This is a genomic window from Loigolactobacillus bifermentans DSM 20003 (assembly GCF_001434575.1).
Classification (GTDB): domain Bacteria; phylum Bacillota; class Bacilli; order Lactobacillales; family Lactobacillaceae; genus Loigolactobacillus; species Loigolactobacillus bifermentans.
The window spans coordinates 52,290-69,164 of record NZ_AZDA01000003.1; the positions used below are offsets into that span (position 1 = coordinate 52,290).

The 16,875-nt window shown below is 43.7% G+C and carries 27 protein-coding genes and 1 pseudogene; 2 read left to right on the top strand and 26 right to left on the bottom strand.

What is annotated here, in order from left to right:
• Positions 1-84: 84 nt before the first annotated feature.
• The 5 genes from FC07_RS00845 to FC07_RS00865 are packed head-to-tail and all read right to left on the bottom strand — an operon-like array spanning position 85 to position 5,382.
• On the bottom strand, positions 85-345 hold the full coding sequence (locus FC07_RS00845) for a hypothetical protein (RefSeq protein ID WP_057903241.1): 261 nt from the start codon (positions 343-345) through the stop codon (positions 85-87).
• Positions 342-2,045 (bottom strand): structural protein, encoded by a 1,704-nt coding sequence (locus tag FC07_RS00850; protein ID WP_057903242.1) that lies wholly within the window; start codon positions 2,043-2,045, stop codon positions 342-344. The genes FC07_RS00845 and FC07_RS00850 overlap by 4 nt, the downstream gene beginning before the upstream one ends.
• Entirely contained in the window at positions 1,963-3,462 is a 1,500-nt protein-coding gene (locus FC07_RS00855; RefSeq protein ID WP_057903243.1) for a phage portal protein, read from the bottom strand. The genes FC07_RS00850 and FC07_RS00855 overlap by 83 nt, the downstream gene beginning before the upstream one ends.
• 14 nt (positions 3,463-3,476) lie before the next feature.
• Entirely contained in the window at positions 3,477-4,709 is a 1,233-nt protein-coding gene (locus FC07_RS00860) for a PBSX family phage terminase large subunit (protein WP_057903244.1), read from the bottom strand.
• A complete protein-coding gene (locus FC07_RS00865) occupies positions 4,696-5,382 on the bottom strand; it encodes a helix-turn-helix domain-containing protein (RefSeq protein ID WP_057903245.1) in 687 nt (228 codons plus the stop codon). The genes FC07_RS00860 and FC07_RS00865 overlap by 14 nt, the downstream gene beginning before the upstream one ends.
• A 93-nt stretch (positions 5,383-5,475) precedes the next feature.
• Between FC07_RS00865 and FC07_RS00870 the strand changes: the two genes are divergently transcribed.
• Together FC07_RS00870 and FC07_RS00875 are read left to right on the top strand one after the other, a co-directional pair.
• Entirely contained in the window at positions 5,476-5,658 is a 183-nt protein-coding gene (locus FC07_RS00870; protein ID WP_057903246.1) for a type II toxin-antitoxin system HicA family toxin, read from the top strand.
• A gap of 34 nt (positions 5,659-5,692) precedes the next feature.
• Positions 5,693-6,088: a type II toxin-antitoxin system HicB family antitoxin gene (locus FC07_RS00875; protein ID WP_057903247.1), complete on the top strand. Its 396-nt coding sequence runs from the start codon at positions 5,693-5,695 to the stop codon at positions 6,086-6,088.
• Between the two features lie 18 nt (positions 6,089-6,106).
• Here FC07_RS00875 and FC07_RS00880 read toward each other — a convergent pair whose 3' ends face one another.
• From FC07_RS00880 to FC07_RS01000, 21 genes and pseudogenes are all read right to left on the bottom strand, one after another.
• Positions 6,107-6,307 carry a hypothetical protein gene (locus FC07_RS00880; protein ID WP_057903248.1) on the bottom strand — a complete coding sequence of 67 codons (201 nt, stop codon included), beginning with the start codon at positions 6,305-6,307 and terminating at the stop codon, positions 6,107-6,109.
• 381 nt (positions 6,308-6,688) lie between these two features.
• Positions 6,689-7,126 (bottom strand): ArpU family phage packaging/lysis transcriptional regulator, encoded by a 438-nt coding sequence (locus FC07_RS00885; protein ID WP_057903249.1) that lies wholly within the window; start codon positions 7,124-7,126, stop codon positions 6,689-6,691.
• Positions 7,127-7,531: 405 nt separating this feature from the next.
• The gene (locus FC07_RS15490; protein WP_083483148.1) at positions 7,532-7,981 is read right to left on the bottom strand and encodes a DUF3310 domain-containing protein; all 450 of its coding nucleotides are present in this window, start codon (positions 7,979-7,981) and stop codon (positions 7,532-7,534) included.
• The gene (locus FC07_RS00895) at positions 7,978-8,310 is read right to left on the bottom strand and encodes a hypothetical protein (protein WP_057903250.1); all 333 of its coding nucleotides are present in this window, start codon (positions 8,308-8,310) and stop codon (positions 7,978-7,980) included. The genes FC07_RS15490 and FC07_RS00895 overlap by 4 nt, the downstream gene beginning before the upstream one ends.
• Positions 8,307-8,504: a hypothetical protein gene (locus FC07_RS00900; protein WP_057903251.1), complete on the bottom strand. Its 198-nt coding sequence runs from the start codon at positions 8,502-8,504 to the stop codon at positions 8,307-8,309. Before FC07_RS00900 ends, FC07_RS00895 begins: the two co-directional genes overlap by 4 nt.
• The gene (locus FC07_RS00905; RefSeq protein WP_057903252.1) at positions 8,491-8,715 is read right to left on the bottom strand and encodes a hypothetical protein; all 225 of its coding nucleotides are present in this window, start codon (positions 8,713-8,715) and stop codon (positions 8,491-8,493) included. The genes FC07_RS00900 and FC07_RS00905 overlap by 14 nt, the downstream gene beginning before the upstream one ends.
• A complete protein-coding gene (locus tag FC07_RS00910) occupies positions 8,712-9,185 on the bottom strand; it encodes a hypothetical protein (RefSeq protein WP_057903253.1) in 474 nt (157 codons plus the stop codon). Before FC07_RS00910 ends, FC07_RS00905 begins: the two co-directional genes overlap by 4 nt.
• A gap of 2 nt (positions 9,186-9,187) precedes the next feature.
• Positions 9,188-9,889 carry a hypothetical protein gene (locus FC07_RS00915; RefSeq protein ID WP_057903254.1) on the bottom strand — a complete coding sequence of 234 codons (702 nt, stop codon included), beginning with the start codon at positions 9,887-9,889 and terminating at the stop codon, positions 9,188-9,190.
• Positions 9,890-9,893: 4 nt separating this feature from the next.
• A pseudogene (locus FC07_RS15495) lies at positions 9,894-10,384 on the bottom strand (SAM-dependent methyltransferase).
• Entirely contained in the window at positions 10,381-10,560 is a 180-nt protein-coding gene (locus tag FC07_RS00930; RefSeq protein ID WP_057903257.1) for a hypothetical protein, read from the bottom strand. Before FC07_RS00930 ends, FC07_RS15495 begins: the two are co-directional and overlap by 4 nt.
• Positions 10,561-10,931: 371 nt before the next feature.
• On the bottom strand, positions 10,932-11,399 hold the full coding sequence (locus FC07_RS15500) for a DUF2829 domain-containing protein (RefSeq protein ID WP_083483149.1): 468 nt from the start codon (positions 11,397-11,399) through the stop codon (positions 10,932-10,934).
• Positions 11,400-11,557: 158 nt separating this feature from the next.
• A complete protein-coding gene (locus FC07_RS00950; RefSeq protein ID WP_057903260.1) occupies positions 11,558-11,848 on the bottom strand; it encodes a hypothetical protein in 291 nt (96 codons plus the stop codon).
• Positions 11,841-12,329, bottom strand: a complete 489-nt coding sequence (locus FC07_RS00955) for a hypothetical protein (protein ID WP_057903261.1) — start codon at positions 12,327-12,329, stop codon at positions 11,841-11,843. The genes FC07_RS00950 and FC07_RS00955 overlap by 8 nt, the downstream gene beginning before the upstream one ends.
• An 11-nt stretch (positions 12,330-12,340) precedes the next feature.
• Positions 12,341-12,643, bottom strand: a complete 303-nt coding sequence (locus FC07_RS00960; RefSeq protein WP_057903262.1) for a hypothetical protein — start codon at positions 12,641-12,643, stop codon at positions 12,341-12,343.
• A complete protein-coding gene (locus tag FC07_RS00965) occupies positions 12,640-13,026 on the bottom strand; it encodes a helix-turn-helix domain-containing protein (protein ID WP_057903263.1) in 387 nt (128 codons plus the stop codon). Before FC07_RS00965 ends, FC07_RS00960 begins: the two co-directional genes overlap by 4 nt.
• A gap of 12 nt (positions 13,027-13,038) precedes the next feature.
• Entirely contained in the window at positions 13,039-13,479 is a 441-nt protein-coding gene (locus tag FC07_RS00970; protein ID WP_057903264.1) for a DUF1642 domain-containing protein, read from the bottom strand.
• Positions 13,480-13,760: 281 nt separating this feature from the next.
• Positions 13,761-14,222, bottom strand: coding sequence for a MazG-like family protein (locus tag FC07_RS00980; RefSeq protein WP_057903266.1), 462 nt, complete (start codon positions 14,220-14,222; stop codon positions 13,761-13,763).
• A complete protein-coding gene (locus FC07_RS00985) occupies positions 14,219-14,821 on the bottom strand; it encodes a hypothetical protein (protein ID WP_235807419.1) in 603 nt (200 codons plus the stop codon). Before FC07_RS00985 ends, FC07_RS00980 begins: the two co-directional genes overlap by 4 nt.
• Positions 14,822-14,882: 61 nt before the next feature.
• Entirely contained in the window at positions 14,883-15,626 is a 744-nt protein-coding gene (locus FC07_RS00990; protein ID WP_057903267.1) for a phage antirepressor KilAC domain-containing protein, read from the bottom strand.
• Positions 15,627-15,641: 15 nt separating this feature from the next.
• A complete protein-coding gene (locus FC07_RS00995; protein WP_057903268.1) occupies positions 15,642-16,385 on the bottom strand; it encodes a hypothetical protein in 744 nt (247 codons plus the stop codon).
• 12 nt (positions 16,386-16,397) lie between these two features.
• Positions 16,398-16,829, bottom strand: coding sequence for a hypothetical protein (locus FC07_RS01000; RefSeq protein ID WP_057903269.1), 432 nt, complete (start codon positions 16,827-16,829; stop codon positions 16,398-16,400).
• Positions 16,830-16,875: the final 46 nt, after the last annotated feature.

Sequence of the window (16,875 nt, forward strand, 5' to 3'; positions counted from 1 at the left end):
GCATAAAAAAATAGTGCCCACCAGGATTGGCAGACGCTATTAAATTTTTCCAAACAAAAAGCACTCAACTGTTAGCTAAGCGCCCTAATATTTATCCCAGTCAAACGAAACATTGAATCTTTTTTCTAATTCTTCTTTTTGATGATCAAAAATATCACGAATTTGTGGATCGTATTCATAATATCTAATTTGAAACTCGCTTAATTCATAATTAAAATGACTATTAAAATTATCAACAAACTTCTTAGCAATTGCAGATTCCATTCCATATTTCTCTTCGATTTCTCTATGAGCTTTTGAAAATAATATCTCACGATAATCATAATCTAATTCGCTGAACTTCATCTTGCAATCACCAACTTTCCTCTGTTAACAATAACAACCTTATTTCCCTTAGAATTATACCATCCGTCAACACCAGATCCAATAGCCACAGCATCAAACAATAATGTTCCGTTTGCAGGATTCATAAATAGTTCAGGATAAAAATCGTGCACTCTGTCCATTACAGCCTTTTGGAAATCAGTTTTATCGACTAGCACGGTATCAGAACGTAAAGCTGCATTCACCAGTCGATTATCACCATCCAAATATTTATTTTGAACGTCTGACAAACTATCCGAGAAATAAATTCCCCGCCCATTAAGGGAACTTCCTTGAATTGAATACTCTAATTCACCATTTATTAATTGCTCATCTCTATTGGTGCCACGATAAATTTTAGCTTCGTTTGGTATTCTATCAAACTCATCCCGTGTCATTTTGGCAGGTGACCTGTCATAGCCGTGCTTTTTGGCAAAATCAATCATATTTTGCCGATAATTATCATTAAATGGATATTTATTAGCCTCAGAGAGCGGCTTATTTAGCATTTCAATATATGAATCAATATCATGTTTAGTCAATCCTTTTACATTTTCAACAGGGCTATTGCTGACCAAATCTGAAACTTTCCCACTGTTAATATCAACAGATAGATAATCATTTATATCCATTGCCGGCACTTTGCCACAACGACAATTAGGATGCGTGTCGTCAGTAATCTTAGGCGCTTCATCAAGTAAATAAGGGCCACCGGCTGAAATCGACAAGCACTTCTTGCAAGCGTTAGGCTCACAGACAAAATTAACGTACTTAATACCATTTTTCTTGTAGTAATAATCGTTGGTTCTGTCTTTCATCCGAGCTGATTCTGATCGGATCAAGCGGTCAATAATGTAATTTTGCTGTCTGAGGCGGTCAGCCATGCTCTTGGACGGGTCAAATTGGTCTGGGTTGACGTGTTCACGTAGTGAGTCGCGTAAATCCTCTAGACTCATGTTGCCTTTCAGCATATCCAGCAGCATATTTTCGAGATCATTCATCATCTGGTCGCCGTCAATCCAAAGCCTGTTGCTGACAGTTGGTCGGTCTACCTCTTTTGGTTCCTCAGACGTCTTTTTAGCCGGTTTAGGCTTTTCCTCATCAGAATTGCCATCACCGGTTTGTTGTGGTTTATTCGACGAATTAGAGCTGTTTTTAGGCTGATTATCTGGTTCTTTGGCCTTTTCTTTGCTAGCAGCCTTGATAATTGCCTTATCAGCCTTTTTAGCATCAATGCCTTTGTTACCAATCAACTTGCCCATGCGGTCCATTTCGTCCTTGCGGTCAATAGTAGCTCGATCACTAATCAAATTAATACGCTTATTGACCATATTAATGACGGCCATCCCAACAATTGCGGTCATCATAGACTGGACGCTGATACCGGCGATAATGCCGATTGCCTTAGCCTTTTTCTTGGCCTCAGGCAGCCAATCATCCGTTTCCAGTTCATCAATGCAGACCTGCCACTGGGCTAAATCCCACTTTGAAACTCGTTGATTAACCTGTGTCAGTGTCAGATTGTTAGCAACAGCATAATGCGCAAAAAACTCAGTTAAGTGATTGCTGATATAAGCTAGCGCCTCGTCATAGTACTGATCACTTTGCTTGCTCGATTTGTCGTCCAACTTTATCAGTTGATTTATCCGCTTTTGCTCCTGTTCCACCGTTATCGTCGGCATTAGTCACACCTGCTTTCTGTTGGTCAGTCTGTGCGGCTAACGCCTGCTGGATAAGTCCGGCAGTAGCGTTTTGGTTTTCCTGCTGCTCTTTTTTAATCAGCTCTAATTCGGCGTCAGGATCATCAATAAACGGTAGTAGCTTGAAAAGCGTGTGATTTGAAATCTTGCCGTAAAGCTGATTGACGATCTGTGCGTCTTCGGTCAAGTTTTCCGGCACTGATTGAGTGAATTTGAACTGCAATTCTTGCCAAGCCGTGTCACTCACGCCGGTTGAAATGGCAAATACACACTCAAACACTTGACGTAGCGCTTTTTTGAACTTCAACGACTTGGACTGGGCCATGTTGGCCATTGCCTGGAATTTCAGTTTGAGCGAAACACCGCTAGGATTGCCGGCGAACTGGTCATCATTGAGGTTGGTCACACTGGCAATTTGGTAAATATAGTCAACCAGGCGGTCAACTAAGTGTTCTTGCGTCGCGTCAGCGTCAGGTTTAGCTAAGAAACCAATATCGACAGCACCAACACCCTCGCCAGTAGCATTAATCACACGGTCATCCCGCATAGTCTTGATGTCTTTTGGATTCATGTGCGCACCAATCAATTTGAGGTAGGCGTCAGCAAAGTAATCCACATCGTTAGCCTTCTCGCTCATGGCCTTGTCCAGGGCATCAATCAGGCTCATGATGTCCTCACACAAAGCCATGCGCTCCTCGTTTTCCGGTGCTTCGATAATCGGGACAATCGGGTAAGGATTTGCAATCACAGTTGACTGGTCCAGGTAGGCAGCAGTCGTTGCATCAATCAATGTCCGCTGGTACTTGTCGCTATACAGCGTGATTTCGAGCTTATGCTCATAGTTGTAGCGGTAAGTAACACCATATTTGACGTGTTCGCCTACTGTGTCGTCGTAGATTAGAAAGGTGTTGAGTGGGCTAAGTGGCGTCACGCACGGGTGCCCATCTTCATCCTGGTAAACAAAAAAATAAGAACGACCATACATGGACGCCTGCTTAGCAACTTCGGCACTGACGTCATCGAAGCTGTTGGCGTTACACCACGCCTCAATGACGTCATCTGTAGCCTTGTCCTTGTGGTCAATCTTGACCGGATTACCGATAAAAAATCCGTTAAACGTGGTAACTGCCTTTTTCGGGAAATTGACAATCAAACGGTTATCGGGCTTATAGCTCTCTTTTGCCGGTATCTTTTTCAGTTTCGTGTGATCGCCAGTAAAGTAGCGATAAGCCTTGCTGTACTCTTTCCTATAATGGTCACGGTGATAATCGACCAGATTTAGCAAATCGCCGGTTGAAATCTCCAGTTCAGCTGGGTAAAAAAACGTGCCATTGTTGGAAATTCGCGCGTATTCAATAAATCGGTCGTCTAGTAGTGGCGCATTAACCTCTAAAACCATGCTTGGCCTCCTCTCTATAATTTGAATGAACTGAATTCGACTGGTTTGTGCAATTGTGAGTAGATGGCATAGCGGACAGCGTCCACCACATCATCATTCTTCTTAACTGGTTCGCCAGACTTCTCATCCCAAACATATTCATAAATCTCATCTAAAAAGTGGCTATCTTTTTCTTCGGTCACATCTCCGACCACAAAAAAATGGCCTTGCTTCATCAGCTTAGCCACTTCTTCAATGCCGGATAATACGGCTTTATTTGCGTTTCGGCAGTCGAGACCCTCGTTTTGAAATCTTGCAACGTGTTCCGGCCGAGCGGAGTCAGCCCAATAGATCACATTGCCGTATTTTGCTCTAATCTTTTTGGCTACCTCGACCCAGTAGTCAATTTCTTTGTACTGGCTGGTGTGCTCCTCAACTAGATAAACATTGCCGAAGTCGTCCTGGCCAAAAACAACGATTGACCCCTTATGCTCATAGCCCCAATCGACGCCTACATAGTAGCTGGACAACGACGGCACTTTCGAGCGTGGAATCACCATTGTACGCTGGTCGAAATCGCGATAGACAGCACCCTCACCGCTGACCCACAATCCCAAGATTGAGCGATCGTAAAACATCCCGCTAGGCGTTCCGACCTTTTGAGCAGCCATATAATCGGGGTCTAAGAACGTATTATCGTTCAGCGTAAAGTGAAACGACAAAATCCGAGCATTAGGCTTTTTGTTGTCAATGTAATTCTTCTTTAGATAATGTTGTGGATTGTCAGGGTTAGTATCACATATAATCCGTGCACCTGTTGCAGAACAGCGGTCCTTAATTTCTTCAAAAACCTCTTCGTTAGCAAGGCTTGCCTCGTTGATATAAGCACCATAAGACGTCATACCACGGATAGCGCCTAAGCCAGCAATCGAGCCATGGAAAGTCTGTACAATCTTGACGCCAAACAGCATAAATGAGTTGTGCTTATCAAAACGAAAGTCAAAGGCATATTTGTTACTCAGCTCTTGTAGAATGTTATTTTGAATTGTTTTGCTGGAAACGCCGGCCAGAATATACATTGGCGTAACAGTTCCATCACGATCAGCCAACTTTCGAACTCGCATCAATTCGGCTAGAAAAATATCGTTATCAACGACAGTTTTTCCAGAACGCTTAGCACCATGATTGATCAAGAAACGCCAGTCTTGCGTCAGAGCCGCGTGCCATACCTGAATTTGTTTAGCTGTATATAAATCAGTTATCGCCATCTTTTTCCGGCTCCTTAATGACTTCTGTCTTAATCGTATTCATCAACAGGGCAAGCTTGTCCTCGGTAGTTTCGGTGTTATCCAGCATTTCAGCCTTAGCTTTGGCAATCTTGGCCTCATAACCAGCCTTTTCAGCATCTTTCTTCGCCTTCTCGGCTTGTGCCTTATTAAGCTCAGCAAATGACTGATCACGATACTTGAGCGACTGCCGATTACGCAACCAGAATTGCATTGCGCCAACATCAGGCGGCAGTTGTTTGTGGTATTCAGCGGTCTGAACCTTTTCCATTGCCGGTACTGCCTCAACGGCGGCGTCCTGGACCTCTTGCAATGAGGATTCAGGGTGATCCAGTTTATACGTATTCATAAACTTGCGGCGACGTAGCTCTAACGCGTCATCCGGCACGCTGACGAGTGTAAAAGTCTTCTCAACAATCGTCATGCCAGTGGCTCGCTTAAAAAGAGCATTTTCGACCTGATAGTCAGCAACCTCTTTTTCTTTTATAAGGGCGTCCGATATGTCCGGAAAGCGGCTTTTCCAGTCACTTAACGTTGAGCGGCTGATTCCCATGTTGTGAGCAATTTGGTCGTCTGTAAGACCATCTCTAGCCCATCCGCCAAGCTTAATCAGTCCTTCTTTGGTCAACCACTTGGCATATTTACCTTTACCCATCACATACTCACCACACCTCCGAAATTGATATAAAATAGTTTGACACGTGTTATTATACGTGTTATTATAATAGTGTACCAAGGAGGTACGTATATGGACTCACGTGAAGTCTTAAAGATATTGAAAAAGGACGGTTGGTACAAGGTCAGAGTTAAGGGCGACCATTATCACTTCAAAAACGATAATAAGCCCGGAATCGTCACCGTACCGCACCCCCGGAAAGACATTCCAGTCGGAACGTTGAACAATATCTGGAAGCAAGCAGGGCTCAAATAAGAGCCTTGTTTCTGTATGGAAAAGGAGGTTCCACATGAAATACTTATATTTTGCCGTCTTCACACGTAACAAAGATAATCAATATGAAGTCGTCTTTCCCGATCTAGCACCCAACGCCGCAACTTTTGGTGAGGACCTATCTGACGCTTTACACATGGCCCATGACGCACTAGAAGGCTACCTTTTAACTGCCGAAGACTTTAAAGAGACGCTCCCAGACCCTTCTAGCCAAAACGCCATCACCATCAAAAAAAGTGAGCTACTAGTACCAATCGAAGTCGATACAAAAATCGCTCGAGAACGTGAAGAAAATAAAAGTATCAAAAAGACGCTCACTATCCCTAAATACCTGAATGATATGGGCAATGAGAGCGGTATTAACTTCTCGGCAACTTTGACTGAGGCTTTAAAGCAAAAGCTGGGCGTTTAACGCTTGGCTTTTTTCGTTTTAGTCAAGCGTCAACGACACCCTTAAACAGTCACTCGCTGCTATTCTGGCCATTTCTTGATTGTCTGTTTGTGCCAAAACATAATTGTAAACACGTAGATAGATTTCTGCGTTGTACTCAATAATTTGCTTGTTCTCGTCATTAAGTACTAATCCCTTTAGATCCATCTCAGTTTTTTTGAGAATTTCTTTTTCGTCCATCTTTCCGCATCTCCCGTTCTTTCAATCGCTTCTTCTTGGCCTTTTCTTTTGTAAGCCACTTTTCGAGATGGCCTAATGCGTCGCTCTCAGTCCGGCTCACGTAGCCAAATTTGTTATGTATCATCTATATCACCATTTAATTGATTGCAATAAAAAAACGCCCATCACTGGACGCCAAAACACTATGGAGGTAATGTCTTCGTTGCATGGTTAGTCGCAACAACGCAGCCCCCGGGAACTCGACCCCAGGTGTCAGGTCTTTAACCTGTAAACTGCACCGAAAAGAGAAAGGAAACCTATGTCATTTAGCACGATACCAATATACAACGTTATCTGTCTAACAATAATCCAGAAACGTTATGATAACGCTCCAAATTCACTCTATTTTACGACACAACCAAGATAATAAGCGATTGCTACCAGCGCTTCGTCACGGATAACAAAATACTTGGCTGGAGAAATCGAATAATTCATTGGATTTAGACCGTTGAGACGTTCAATTGCGTCCATATCAGGGTGCCTTGAGTCGCTCCCGTCACAATAGCGTGCTTTTAAAATCCACTGGTGTTCTTGCAATGGCAATGCCTCAATGGCCTGATCAATATAATCGGTGTATTCTTGCCCAGATTCTTTGCGCTGGACCCGTTCTAAGGCGTAAGGGTCACGTTCAACCGTTGATGCCGTTTCCGTACTCCATGAGGACGTGACTCTTGGATTAATCGGCATGTGTGCGTAACCACGCTCAGTACGATATTTTGACAATATTTCTTGCGCCTTTGCCTTCGTTTCTGTTTCGTTGATTGGAAATAACTCGCCCAATGCCGCCAACTCCTTATGTTATAATTAGGTGTCAATTAATTATGGAGTGGCTCTTTGGGCCGCTAGGGCCGGCGCTTACGTGCTGGCTCTTTTTGTTGCCTAAAATACCCACTTAAACAGCGTGATTATGATTTTTAGCCCGACAGCAATGATTGCCATGTCCAAAACTACGGCCGTCACAGCCCCAGCCACTTTAGCCGAATTTATGATAACTTCTAACGGATCCATAGCTCACCTCACTATCTGCCAAAATTTGTTGTAGTAATACCCAACGCGTATTATTTGTGTAAAACGGATTGCCCAAAATATCCCGACACGGTGCAAACAGTCTCGATTTGCCGTTTGCTGTGCGATTGAGAATATAGTCAAACATCTCGTCTAAATTCGGCACTCGATCAACCATAATCACACCTTTTTGGCAGCTTCGTCCGCCTTGTCGCCCATAGACTTGATCTCTTCTTTGGCTTCAATTTGCTTGATTGCCCGGTCTAAGTACCAGCGAGCCTTTTTCAAATCTTGAATGAGCTTGCCTTTAAACGGCGCCCTGGCCACATACTTGACCACGTTACCCAGGTTAAAACCGATAAACGGGTCTTTGTAACCGACTACTGTGGATTCGATTATGTCGATTACCTCAATTTTGCCGTGGTTGTAACGGTCAGGGTGATTCACTTGTTCAAGACTGCCAAATTCCACTTTCCTAAGATCACGTAAGCCAATCCACCTAATATATCCACAATCATCAGCCTCGAAATAATATGCTTTTGCTGTTTCATCAAAATCTGTGATTTTCCCGCTATTCCATCTATCATCAATCCAGGCCTCAACCTTGTCGCCTATCTTAAATACGCTCATTTCACCGGCTCCAATCTTTGTTTATTTCTTGGCACATCGGGATATAGCCGATAAACATGCTCAATATTTTCCCCATAATCCTCGTCCGAATAATCAACCTCAACACCGTATTCCTTGTTAAATCCAATCACCCGGTATTCGTCTCTAATATAAGTTTTAATAACAACTTCGTCATAGTCGGGGCATTCGTGCTCAATCGCCGCATTCCAGGCATTACGGAAGCGTTTGGCAAAAATAAGCGCCTTATTATGCTGATTAGTTACAGCAATCACTTCCTCTTGCATTTGTACACCAACATTAGAGGTATGTACGACAACATAGATTTTCATCTTCCCACGCCCTTTTCTTGATTGATTGCGGCACAAACGCCGATTATCTCGCGGTAAACCTCATATGCGTGAGCCTCACCACGGATGCCATTAGGCCCGTAGCGTGCTTCACCTGCCGCACGTTCTAATTCTGATAACAGCTGGTTCTTACGTCGCATTTTGGCGTTGATTTTGTCCCAATTAGGCTTTGTCATCAAACCAACCTCGCATTCGCACAAATCGCTGGTGACTGTCCCGCATGGCTTGGCGATCGGCCGCCATATCTTTATCAACCTGCTTAGCAAAACGGTGATACTTGATAGCAGCTACCGCAAAGATAATGATCATTACTACTATGATGATGCCGACCGGCAAGATAATGTACCAGCCTGGCATGTTCCAGATAAACTCAATAGCTGATTTCATCTCGTACCCCCATCTACGATTCGAAGAATCTTTTTACCGTCTGAACTCAGATAAATACGCCGCGTTGGGTGCGTTGGTGGTGTATACGGAAACTCAACCTTCGGAAATTTATTAGTCCCACCTCGACGAAACCACGTCTTACCATCATCATCTGTCCACGCTAGCGAGTTAACATCAACTACCATTCCATCAGATTGCTTAAATAGGGCCGTATAGCGTTTATTTTGATTCTCGCTAACTTCCGTTCCCCATTCATCCGGTTCGCCCGTTAACGGCTTAATTGGTCTGAATTTAAGCAGTCTAGTTAAAATACTGATCGTGTATTCAGCGCTCATGCCGCTGTGCCCTTGTTTGGCAAAAACTTCTACGAGTTGCAAAATGTCCTCATTAACCTTCTTCTGCATCTCATCATCTTTACCACCAAGTAACAGCTCTAATTCTCGTTTGGCGTGATCAACTAGATTACTCATAATCAGTCCTCCTTGCTCTTAGTGACATACGGTAATCCAATGCTGTCCTGTACCGTTTTGGCGTATGTCTTATCAGTTTTTTTATCATGGACCAGCAACGTCCAAACAGTCTTTAACGCTCCGCCTTGAGCGTATTCTCTTAAATCGCCTTCGCTAATACGATCAGTGTCACTGCTACCATAACCGTTAATCACATAAAACGAGGTTTCGTTTTCATTGATGCCCTCAACTTGAAATGGAACCGAAAAATTGTTGCTATTATCAATGGCAACACCACCGTCTGGTAATTCACTGTATTTTAGATCAGCACTATCTTGCCGAACGCCGTTATATCTTGCGTATTTTGAAATCATGGTGACATCTGAATAAATTTCAGTCACATGAACGTCTAAATTTGCCGGTAAATCGCTAGTTTTGCTACCAATACTGACCGACGTTGGTTGGGTAAAATACCAATTATCAAGCCGTGATTGGGGAATCCCATAGGTAGCGTCTAAATTAAATGACACGCCATTGACCGTAACTTTATGCTGAGAGGTCAATTTCTTTAAGCTTGGTGCCTCAGTCATCACTTTTGAGCTATCATTACTGATTTTAGCGGTAGTTTCGTGGCTCATATCAGTACCAGATTTTTCTTCCGAGCAACTACTTAATCCAATAGCCATGAAAAGCAGGGCTACCCCTGCGATAAGCTTCTTTTTCATTCAATTAATCCTCCGTTTTCATGTAAATCAGCCAATGCGTCTTGTTACGTTTACTGCCAAACAACGGCTTAAATGTCGAATCCACCTTTGCCAGCGCATCTTTCAATTTGACCTGATCGTCAGACCATTTAAAAACAAGTGTCCCAAACGGTCGCAGCACCCGCATTGCCTCTTCGAATCCCTTTTTGATGTCAGCTTGATAGCTGTTTTTATCTAAGACACCATATTTTTACGCAGCCAACTATTTGGCCCAGCGTCAATCAAGTGAGGTGGATCAAAGATAACCAAGTAAAACGAGTTATCGTCAAACGGCAATCTTACAGTCCAGTCAGCAACAATATCTGGCTTAATGGACACTGTCCGTACCCCGCCAGATGAGCTGGAGTCCTTCAATTCAAAAGTTTCTGACCGCTTGTCTACAAACGTTGCTAGCGGGTTGTCTTTATCCCACCACATCATTCGAGAGCCAGCTGTCATGTCTAGGATTGGCGTCATTTCTCCAGCTCCTCGGGCGCATATTCTTTTTGAAGTTGATGTAAAACCATTTCAACGCTGCCATGTTCAAGATGACCACGTGTTCGTGTAAACTTATCAAGCTGTGGCCCGTACCATGTATCTGCACCACGATCACTTTGCTCTTTTAAGAGCTTAAACACCTCTTCAAATTTCATTTTTATCCCCCTACACTTGTTGACCAGAACGCCTTGATCATTGCCAAAACAAAAATTATGGTCATTGCCAGTCTGATTTTTCCGACCATTTCCACGCCGTTTAGTGACACGTTACCAATCCACATGGCCCACGTTAGAATTGCAAAGAAACAAAACGCGGCGCCGTCGATAAAAACTAGCCATCTACTCATTCAACATGCACCTCATCTTCCAGTTCAATTAATTGCATGCCGTTCTTATGCGATCTTCTATGTGATGGCGTACCATACGATTGGAGACTGCTAATCTTGAGGCCCGTGTCCTTCGAAATCTGACGCAGTGTGCCAACACTTACGAAGGGTTCGCCCTTATACAGCGCGTATTCTTTAGGCTTAGTCAGCACGCGGTTTCACCTCAATTTTTTCGAAGCCTTCCAGACCATAGTCTTTGATTTGAGCATCAGTCCACTGCTGTCCTTTATCGGTATTGCCCATCTTTGACCATGTACCTAATTTACCGTGGTCAAGACGGAACCAAAATTGAGCTTCAACTCTTTCTGGAATTTCTTCGATAGCCACCACGTTGTACTTTTTTTCCGACTGATCCACCTCAAACCAATCCGTAGCTAGCATGTCAGACTGACTAGCCAACCAACCCGTTTGAATTTGATTTGCTGTGGTTTTGATGGCTAAAACGTCCGTAAACCGCGGTTCGCCTTCGTACTCACCGTAGCCGTATTTCAGCCCTTTTGATAGCTCCTTGCCTGTGATCATGTAGACGTACTGGTCTTTCCCGTTCCAGCCCATACGTGCTACTGGTTTTCCTGCTTTTAATTTTTCAATTGCTTGTCCAAAATTCATTAGTCTCACCTTTTCATATTTTGATGTGTCCATATTCACCAATTTCGCCGCCGTAAACGCCGTTCTAAGTCTCGTCACTGTACTCGACTAGACATTTGCCGTCGTCATAGAGGTAGACGTACTGTTTCAGCGTTGAGTGCCAGCGGCGTAGATACCACCTAGAGATAGACAATTTCATCTGCCGTGTAGTACCTCGTTTTCAAATCCGGCCCCGTCAGCGCGGTCAGGTGCCTTTCGCTGATGTAGTTAACCGCGAAATACCTTGGATCAGGCATTACAACGAGCCATGCCCAATTACTACTATCGTCATCACTCGATTCAACAATCTGTGGTTCTAACTCTGAGCCATGATCAAGTAGCCATTGCCTGTATTCTGGGTGCTCATCAAGGTATTTGACGACCAAGGCAATAGCGATTTTATTAAAATCTGCTTGGTTAATGTTACTCACCTTCCTTATAGCCATTTCGGTGACCATGAGCTAATACAATATTCCATAACATTTCAGACGCCGGCTTAGTCCGATTGCGAGTAGGGCCTGGGGTAAACTTTTGATATAACCTCGTCCAGTTTTTATCAGGGCACAATACCGCGTCGACATTTGGCAACATAATCTTTTGATGTAGTTCCCCAGCAAATTCTTGCGTCGTTACCAGATAGTTGCGATCACCATAAAAGCTCAACCCGTGGCCTGATTTAAAATCACCCATGCAAGATTTAACCTCATAGCAGCTAAACTCGCCTAACTCGACCGTGGCGGCCGTGGTATTTATGCTAGTTTGACCAGGTTTAAATCCCACAAAATCAATTCGCCGCTCGTCATCCGTCAGCTGGTCAAAAACTACTTCTCGGCTCCAGTATTCGCCTTGAGATACCAACCGCTTGACGACTAGGTCACTTAGTCGCTTAGTTATGTCTGGTCTATCACTCATTTGGCAGCCTCCTATAACCAAAAATGGCCTAACCACAGCGCCAGTAGCAATACCAGCGGTTTGCCGATCATATTGAAAAATCTAGTTGTCATGTCCGGCTCTTCCTCGTAGTAACCGTTAGGCAATAGCATTCTTAGTGTGATCGTTATCCCGAATGCCTGCGCCCAATTCATGCTAGGCGCTGCACTCCAAATTGTCGGTAAATAAGTGTTCCAGCCATATGCTAGCGTCAGGCTACTAATAACGACCATTACTGGCATCAGCAGGAACAATAGCGTTGTTTGCAAAACTGTATTTTTTTCTTCCGTTGTCATTTCGTTTCCTCCGTTCCTAATTTTCTGCCGCACATTGGGCAGAATTTAAATCGTGGGTACTCTGGATCAATATCAAATGTGCCATCATTTCCAAAGGCAATCATTCCCTTTACGTCAAAACCTAGAAAAGAAGTCCGATTTTGGACTATTGGCATAGCATTGCGGCCGCCATGACAATATGGACATTCCTTACCGTTTTTGTTTCCCTGTAAATAGCTCACCGACACTCCAAAAAAGTTGGCCAGTACTTTCCAATTTTCGATTTTTGGATTACGTATTTGGCGTTCATAGTGGCCCAGTGTGGATTGTGCTATACCCGTTCTTTCCGACAATTCAACTAGTGTTAGGCCTCTATTCACTCTCAGCTGTTGTAATCTCGTCATTCTTAACCCTCCCTACGCAAAACACTCGTCATCATTGTCAGCTACGCTGTACCCGATCAGCCAGGCAATCGCAAACTTATCTAGTCCTTGCTGATAAAACCATTTAAACGTTTGACGGTCCATATCTGGCATATTCATGTCCTCGGCGTCAGTTAATGCGTCTTCCAGTGTCCAGTTTTGAGCCTTATGGTCTCTGATATACCGATCAACACAACTTGGCACAACTGGCAACTCGTTATCACGCAATCTGAGCGGAATGGCGCTAACAGCTACGCTGTTTTTCTCAAGATAATCACCGATTGCTGGTTGCCAACCATCACACGCATAAACGATTCGGGTGTAATGGTTGCTGATTTTTGACTCTAATCGCATAATCCCGTACTTCTCACACATTTCTGGTGAGCCATCGAACATCTCGGCTTCTCGCGTGATAATGTCGTAGAATTTAGCCATTTAGCTCGTCCTCCTTGAATTTTTGCGTAAGTCTTGGCCTAAATACTCGGACAACTAAATCGTCTGAATCGCTGTATTTAATCACCTCATATTGCTGAGTACCAAGTGGGCCATGCGTCACAAGGGCATAGTTGCAGTCCGGAAACGTTAAGCACAAGACTACGCTTGACACTGCCTCGCCTCTAAACAAGCCTCTAAAACACTCGTCGCGTGGTCGGCTAGCACAGTACTTGTCAACGGCTTTTTGCGCTTTTTCAGCAAATTCAATCTTGCCTAGTGGCCTAGCCATTTAAATCACTGTCCTTTACGTATGTCCCGTCTACAATCTTGCCGTGGCGGTCTTTGATTTGATTCCAGGCCTCTTGTAAAACTTCCGCCAGCTCCAAATCTTCCTGCTGGCAAAAGATTGTGATGACCACCAGCAAATCGCCTAAACTGTCGATTACCTGAGCAGGTTTTTCTTTGAGATATCCTTGCGCTAACTCGCCTAGTTCCTCTTGCATTTTGATTAGTTGTTTCGTCGGATCTTGCTTATCCAGCCTTCTGGCTTCTGACCACATCTGGATATTTTCGGTTAAATTGTAAAGTTGCACCTGTGGCCCTAATCGACCACTTAATTTATCAAAAATTCGTCGCAAACTAACTGATCGGTCAACACTCCTACTTGCCACAAGCATAAGAATTTCGTCGATATCATCAACGAGACCAGTTGTCACATAAACATGTTTCGTGTTTTCAATCATTCCGTTACCCCCATGTAAAGCACATCTACTTTTTTGACCATTCGCTTGTCTAGCACGATTGCTTCGTACTCGTTTCGCCGTAAAAACAAGGCTGAAATATTAGGTTTTTTAGTTCTAAACACCGATATTTCGCTAATATTTTTCATAACCGCAAACCGTGCGGCAACTGCTGGATTCGTTGAGTACGCAATCCAGTCGGTCTCACCTGGCTGTTGTGCTCGAAATAGATTAATTTTGTTGGGTAACTTTTTGAGAGCTTTAAGCTCACTCGGTTTCATGAGACTGATGGCTCGATTTGGACGGTTACTGCTGAATAATCGCTTCCAGGTCTCTAAATCAGCACAATTAGCACTACCTACCCACAGCGTCGAAAGTCCAAACCAATAAGCACTGTCGGTCAATTCATGACTATGTTGATCAAAGTACTCAACCGATTTCGAATCACCATCTAGCTTTATCAATTCACTCATGATTTCCGAATCCTTGCGATTCGGCTTGAATGCTGTTGAAATATCTTTTTCACTATCAACCAGCAATTCTTCCTTGGCTAGTAATTCCCCAATCAGGGACACCCCCGGTAGTAAGATTCGATTGTCCATTTATCTACGCTTCCTTTTGATTTATTTTTGATTATTGATATAAACGTCGATATAACGGCATTTATGCTTTTGATTTATCTACGGATTGTGGCAAACGCTCTAAAAACAGATTGATAAAGTAACCCTGCCCTTTGCCAGTTACCTTTGGCGTCTTGTTGATCGTCACATGACCATCAGAATGAGTAATTGCCGTTTCCTTAATTTCGAACAGTCCCAAGTCCATAGCGCTCTGTGTTGGCATGTTGTAACTGACACCTTTTCGACTGATCAGGTAGTGTTTGTCACGTAACAATTGGAAAAGCCGATTTTGACCGATACTGACACCATTACCTCGCAAGATTTTAGCAAGGTCACCAATCAAGATGGTTGTCGAACTAGCTGCTACCGCATCAGCGAATAGCGCTTTTGGTTTCATCTTGCTATTTTCGATTTTTAGTTGAGCATTTTCGTCCTGCAAAATGGCATAACCGCGTTTAACGATTTCAGCTGGATCATTCCATTTCCGTTCCAACTCGATAAAATAGCGGCGATAAGTCTTACCTAACTCGGTGTGGCTCATGAGACACAATTCTTTTGCCATGCCGATTGTTAACGCATAATCTTGAATTGCCTTGGTACCACCGTGCTGGTTCTGCTGCGTAACCGCAGTTACAGGGCTAAAATCCTCATTTTGAACAAACTCATCAAAGTTTTGAGACACCCATTTGCTAAAACGAGTCGTCAGTTCTAAAGCTCTGTGCAATTCACGTGCTGATACTACTTGCTGATGATTTGAGTTTTCGGTTACTGTTAGTAATTCTTGCATGGCGCACCTCCTCGCCTAGGCAATAATACGGATATAACGGGTAGCGATTTCTTGGGTTAATTTGTCAGCCAAGTAGTCAGAAATGCGAGCAATTGCTTCATTGCGCCACATGCCTCCGTCGCTTTCAAACAATCCGGCCATACCGCCTTTTTGCATGCGAAAAATGAATTGGCTTTCCGGCTGCTCAATCTCAACAAACGTCCGATATGGTTCTAATGTGACTGGATTTGGAACGGCTGCATCAGCGGCACTTGCAATCCCAGATTTAACTTCAACTGCCTGGCTAACGCCGTCATCTGTATAATTGCGAACATCTTCATCTCTCAAATTACCGATTACTCGTAAAATCACCGAGCGGTCTTCACTGTCGATAAATCCGGCCTGTAATTTGATATTTAGTTCTTCCGAACCATAGAATTTCCCGTAAGTGAATGCAGGCAAAATTGGCTTGGCATCAACTAACACTTCACGTGTTCCGTAGTCGTCTAATGGGCTAAGTAACAACACTTGTGTTTCTGATTTGACGTGAATCGTTAACTTTTTATCTCGCCGATCAGCATTCGTTTTGATGTAATCAACCAGGCCAGTGAGCGTATGTACTGCCAACGCTTCTTCGGCTGGGCTAATTGCCCGAATACGTTTCCACTCACCGTAGTGATCACGACCAAATGTCATGCCATCAACAACTTGAATTGATTTGCCTGCCGCCTGTACCGCTGTTTCTTGTAATGTTTCTAAAGCTTCTTTTGTCATATCCATGATTAATTCCCCCTAATTTTGTTTTTGCTTCCGAAAATCAATGACGCCGCTATTTTTCTTGATTTCGCCATTCTCGTCGATCAGTTCGCCTTTATCGGTTCGCAGTTCGGCATTCTCGTCAATGTACGTCTGATTCTTGGCGCCCGATCGTAACTCGCTACCCTCGATTGAGCCTTTTTGATTGCGGCCCAACATCAGCGACGTAGTAACGCCCTTTTGTGGTGCCAACGTTGACTTAACTGCCACTTCGACCGATACGACCTCACGATTATCGGTTGGCGTGTATTTCAGCTCTAACTGCACCTTGCGGACCTTTTTAGCTTCGGTATTAGGATCTAAAATGTTATCTGCCAGCTTTTTCATTTCCTGGTCAAACTTTTCTTGTAACCCATCGTTAGCGATTTGAGTCAAATTAAATTCGATACCTTTTTGTTTTTTTGCCATGTTTGTTACCTCCCGTTTTCTTCTGCAATTTTCGCAGTGATCAAAA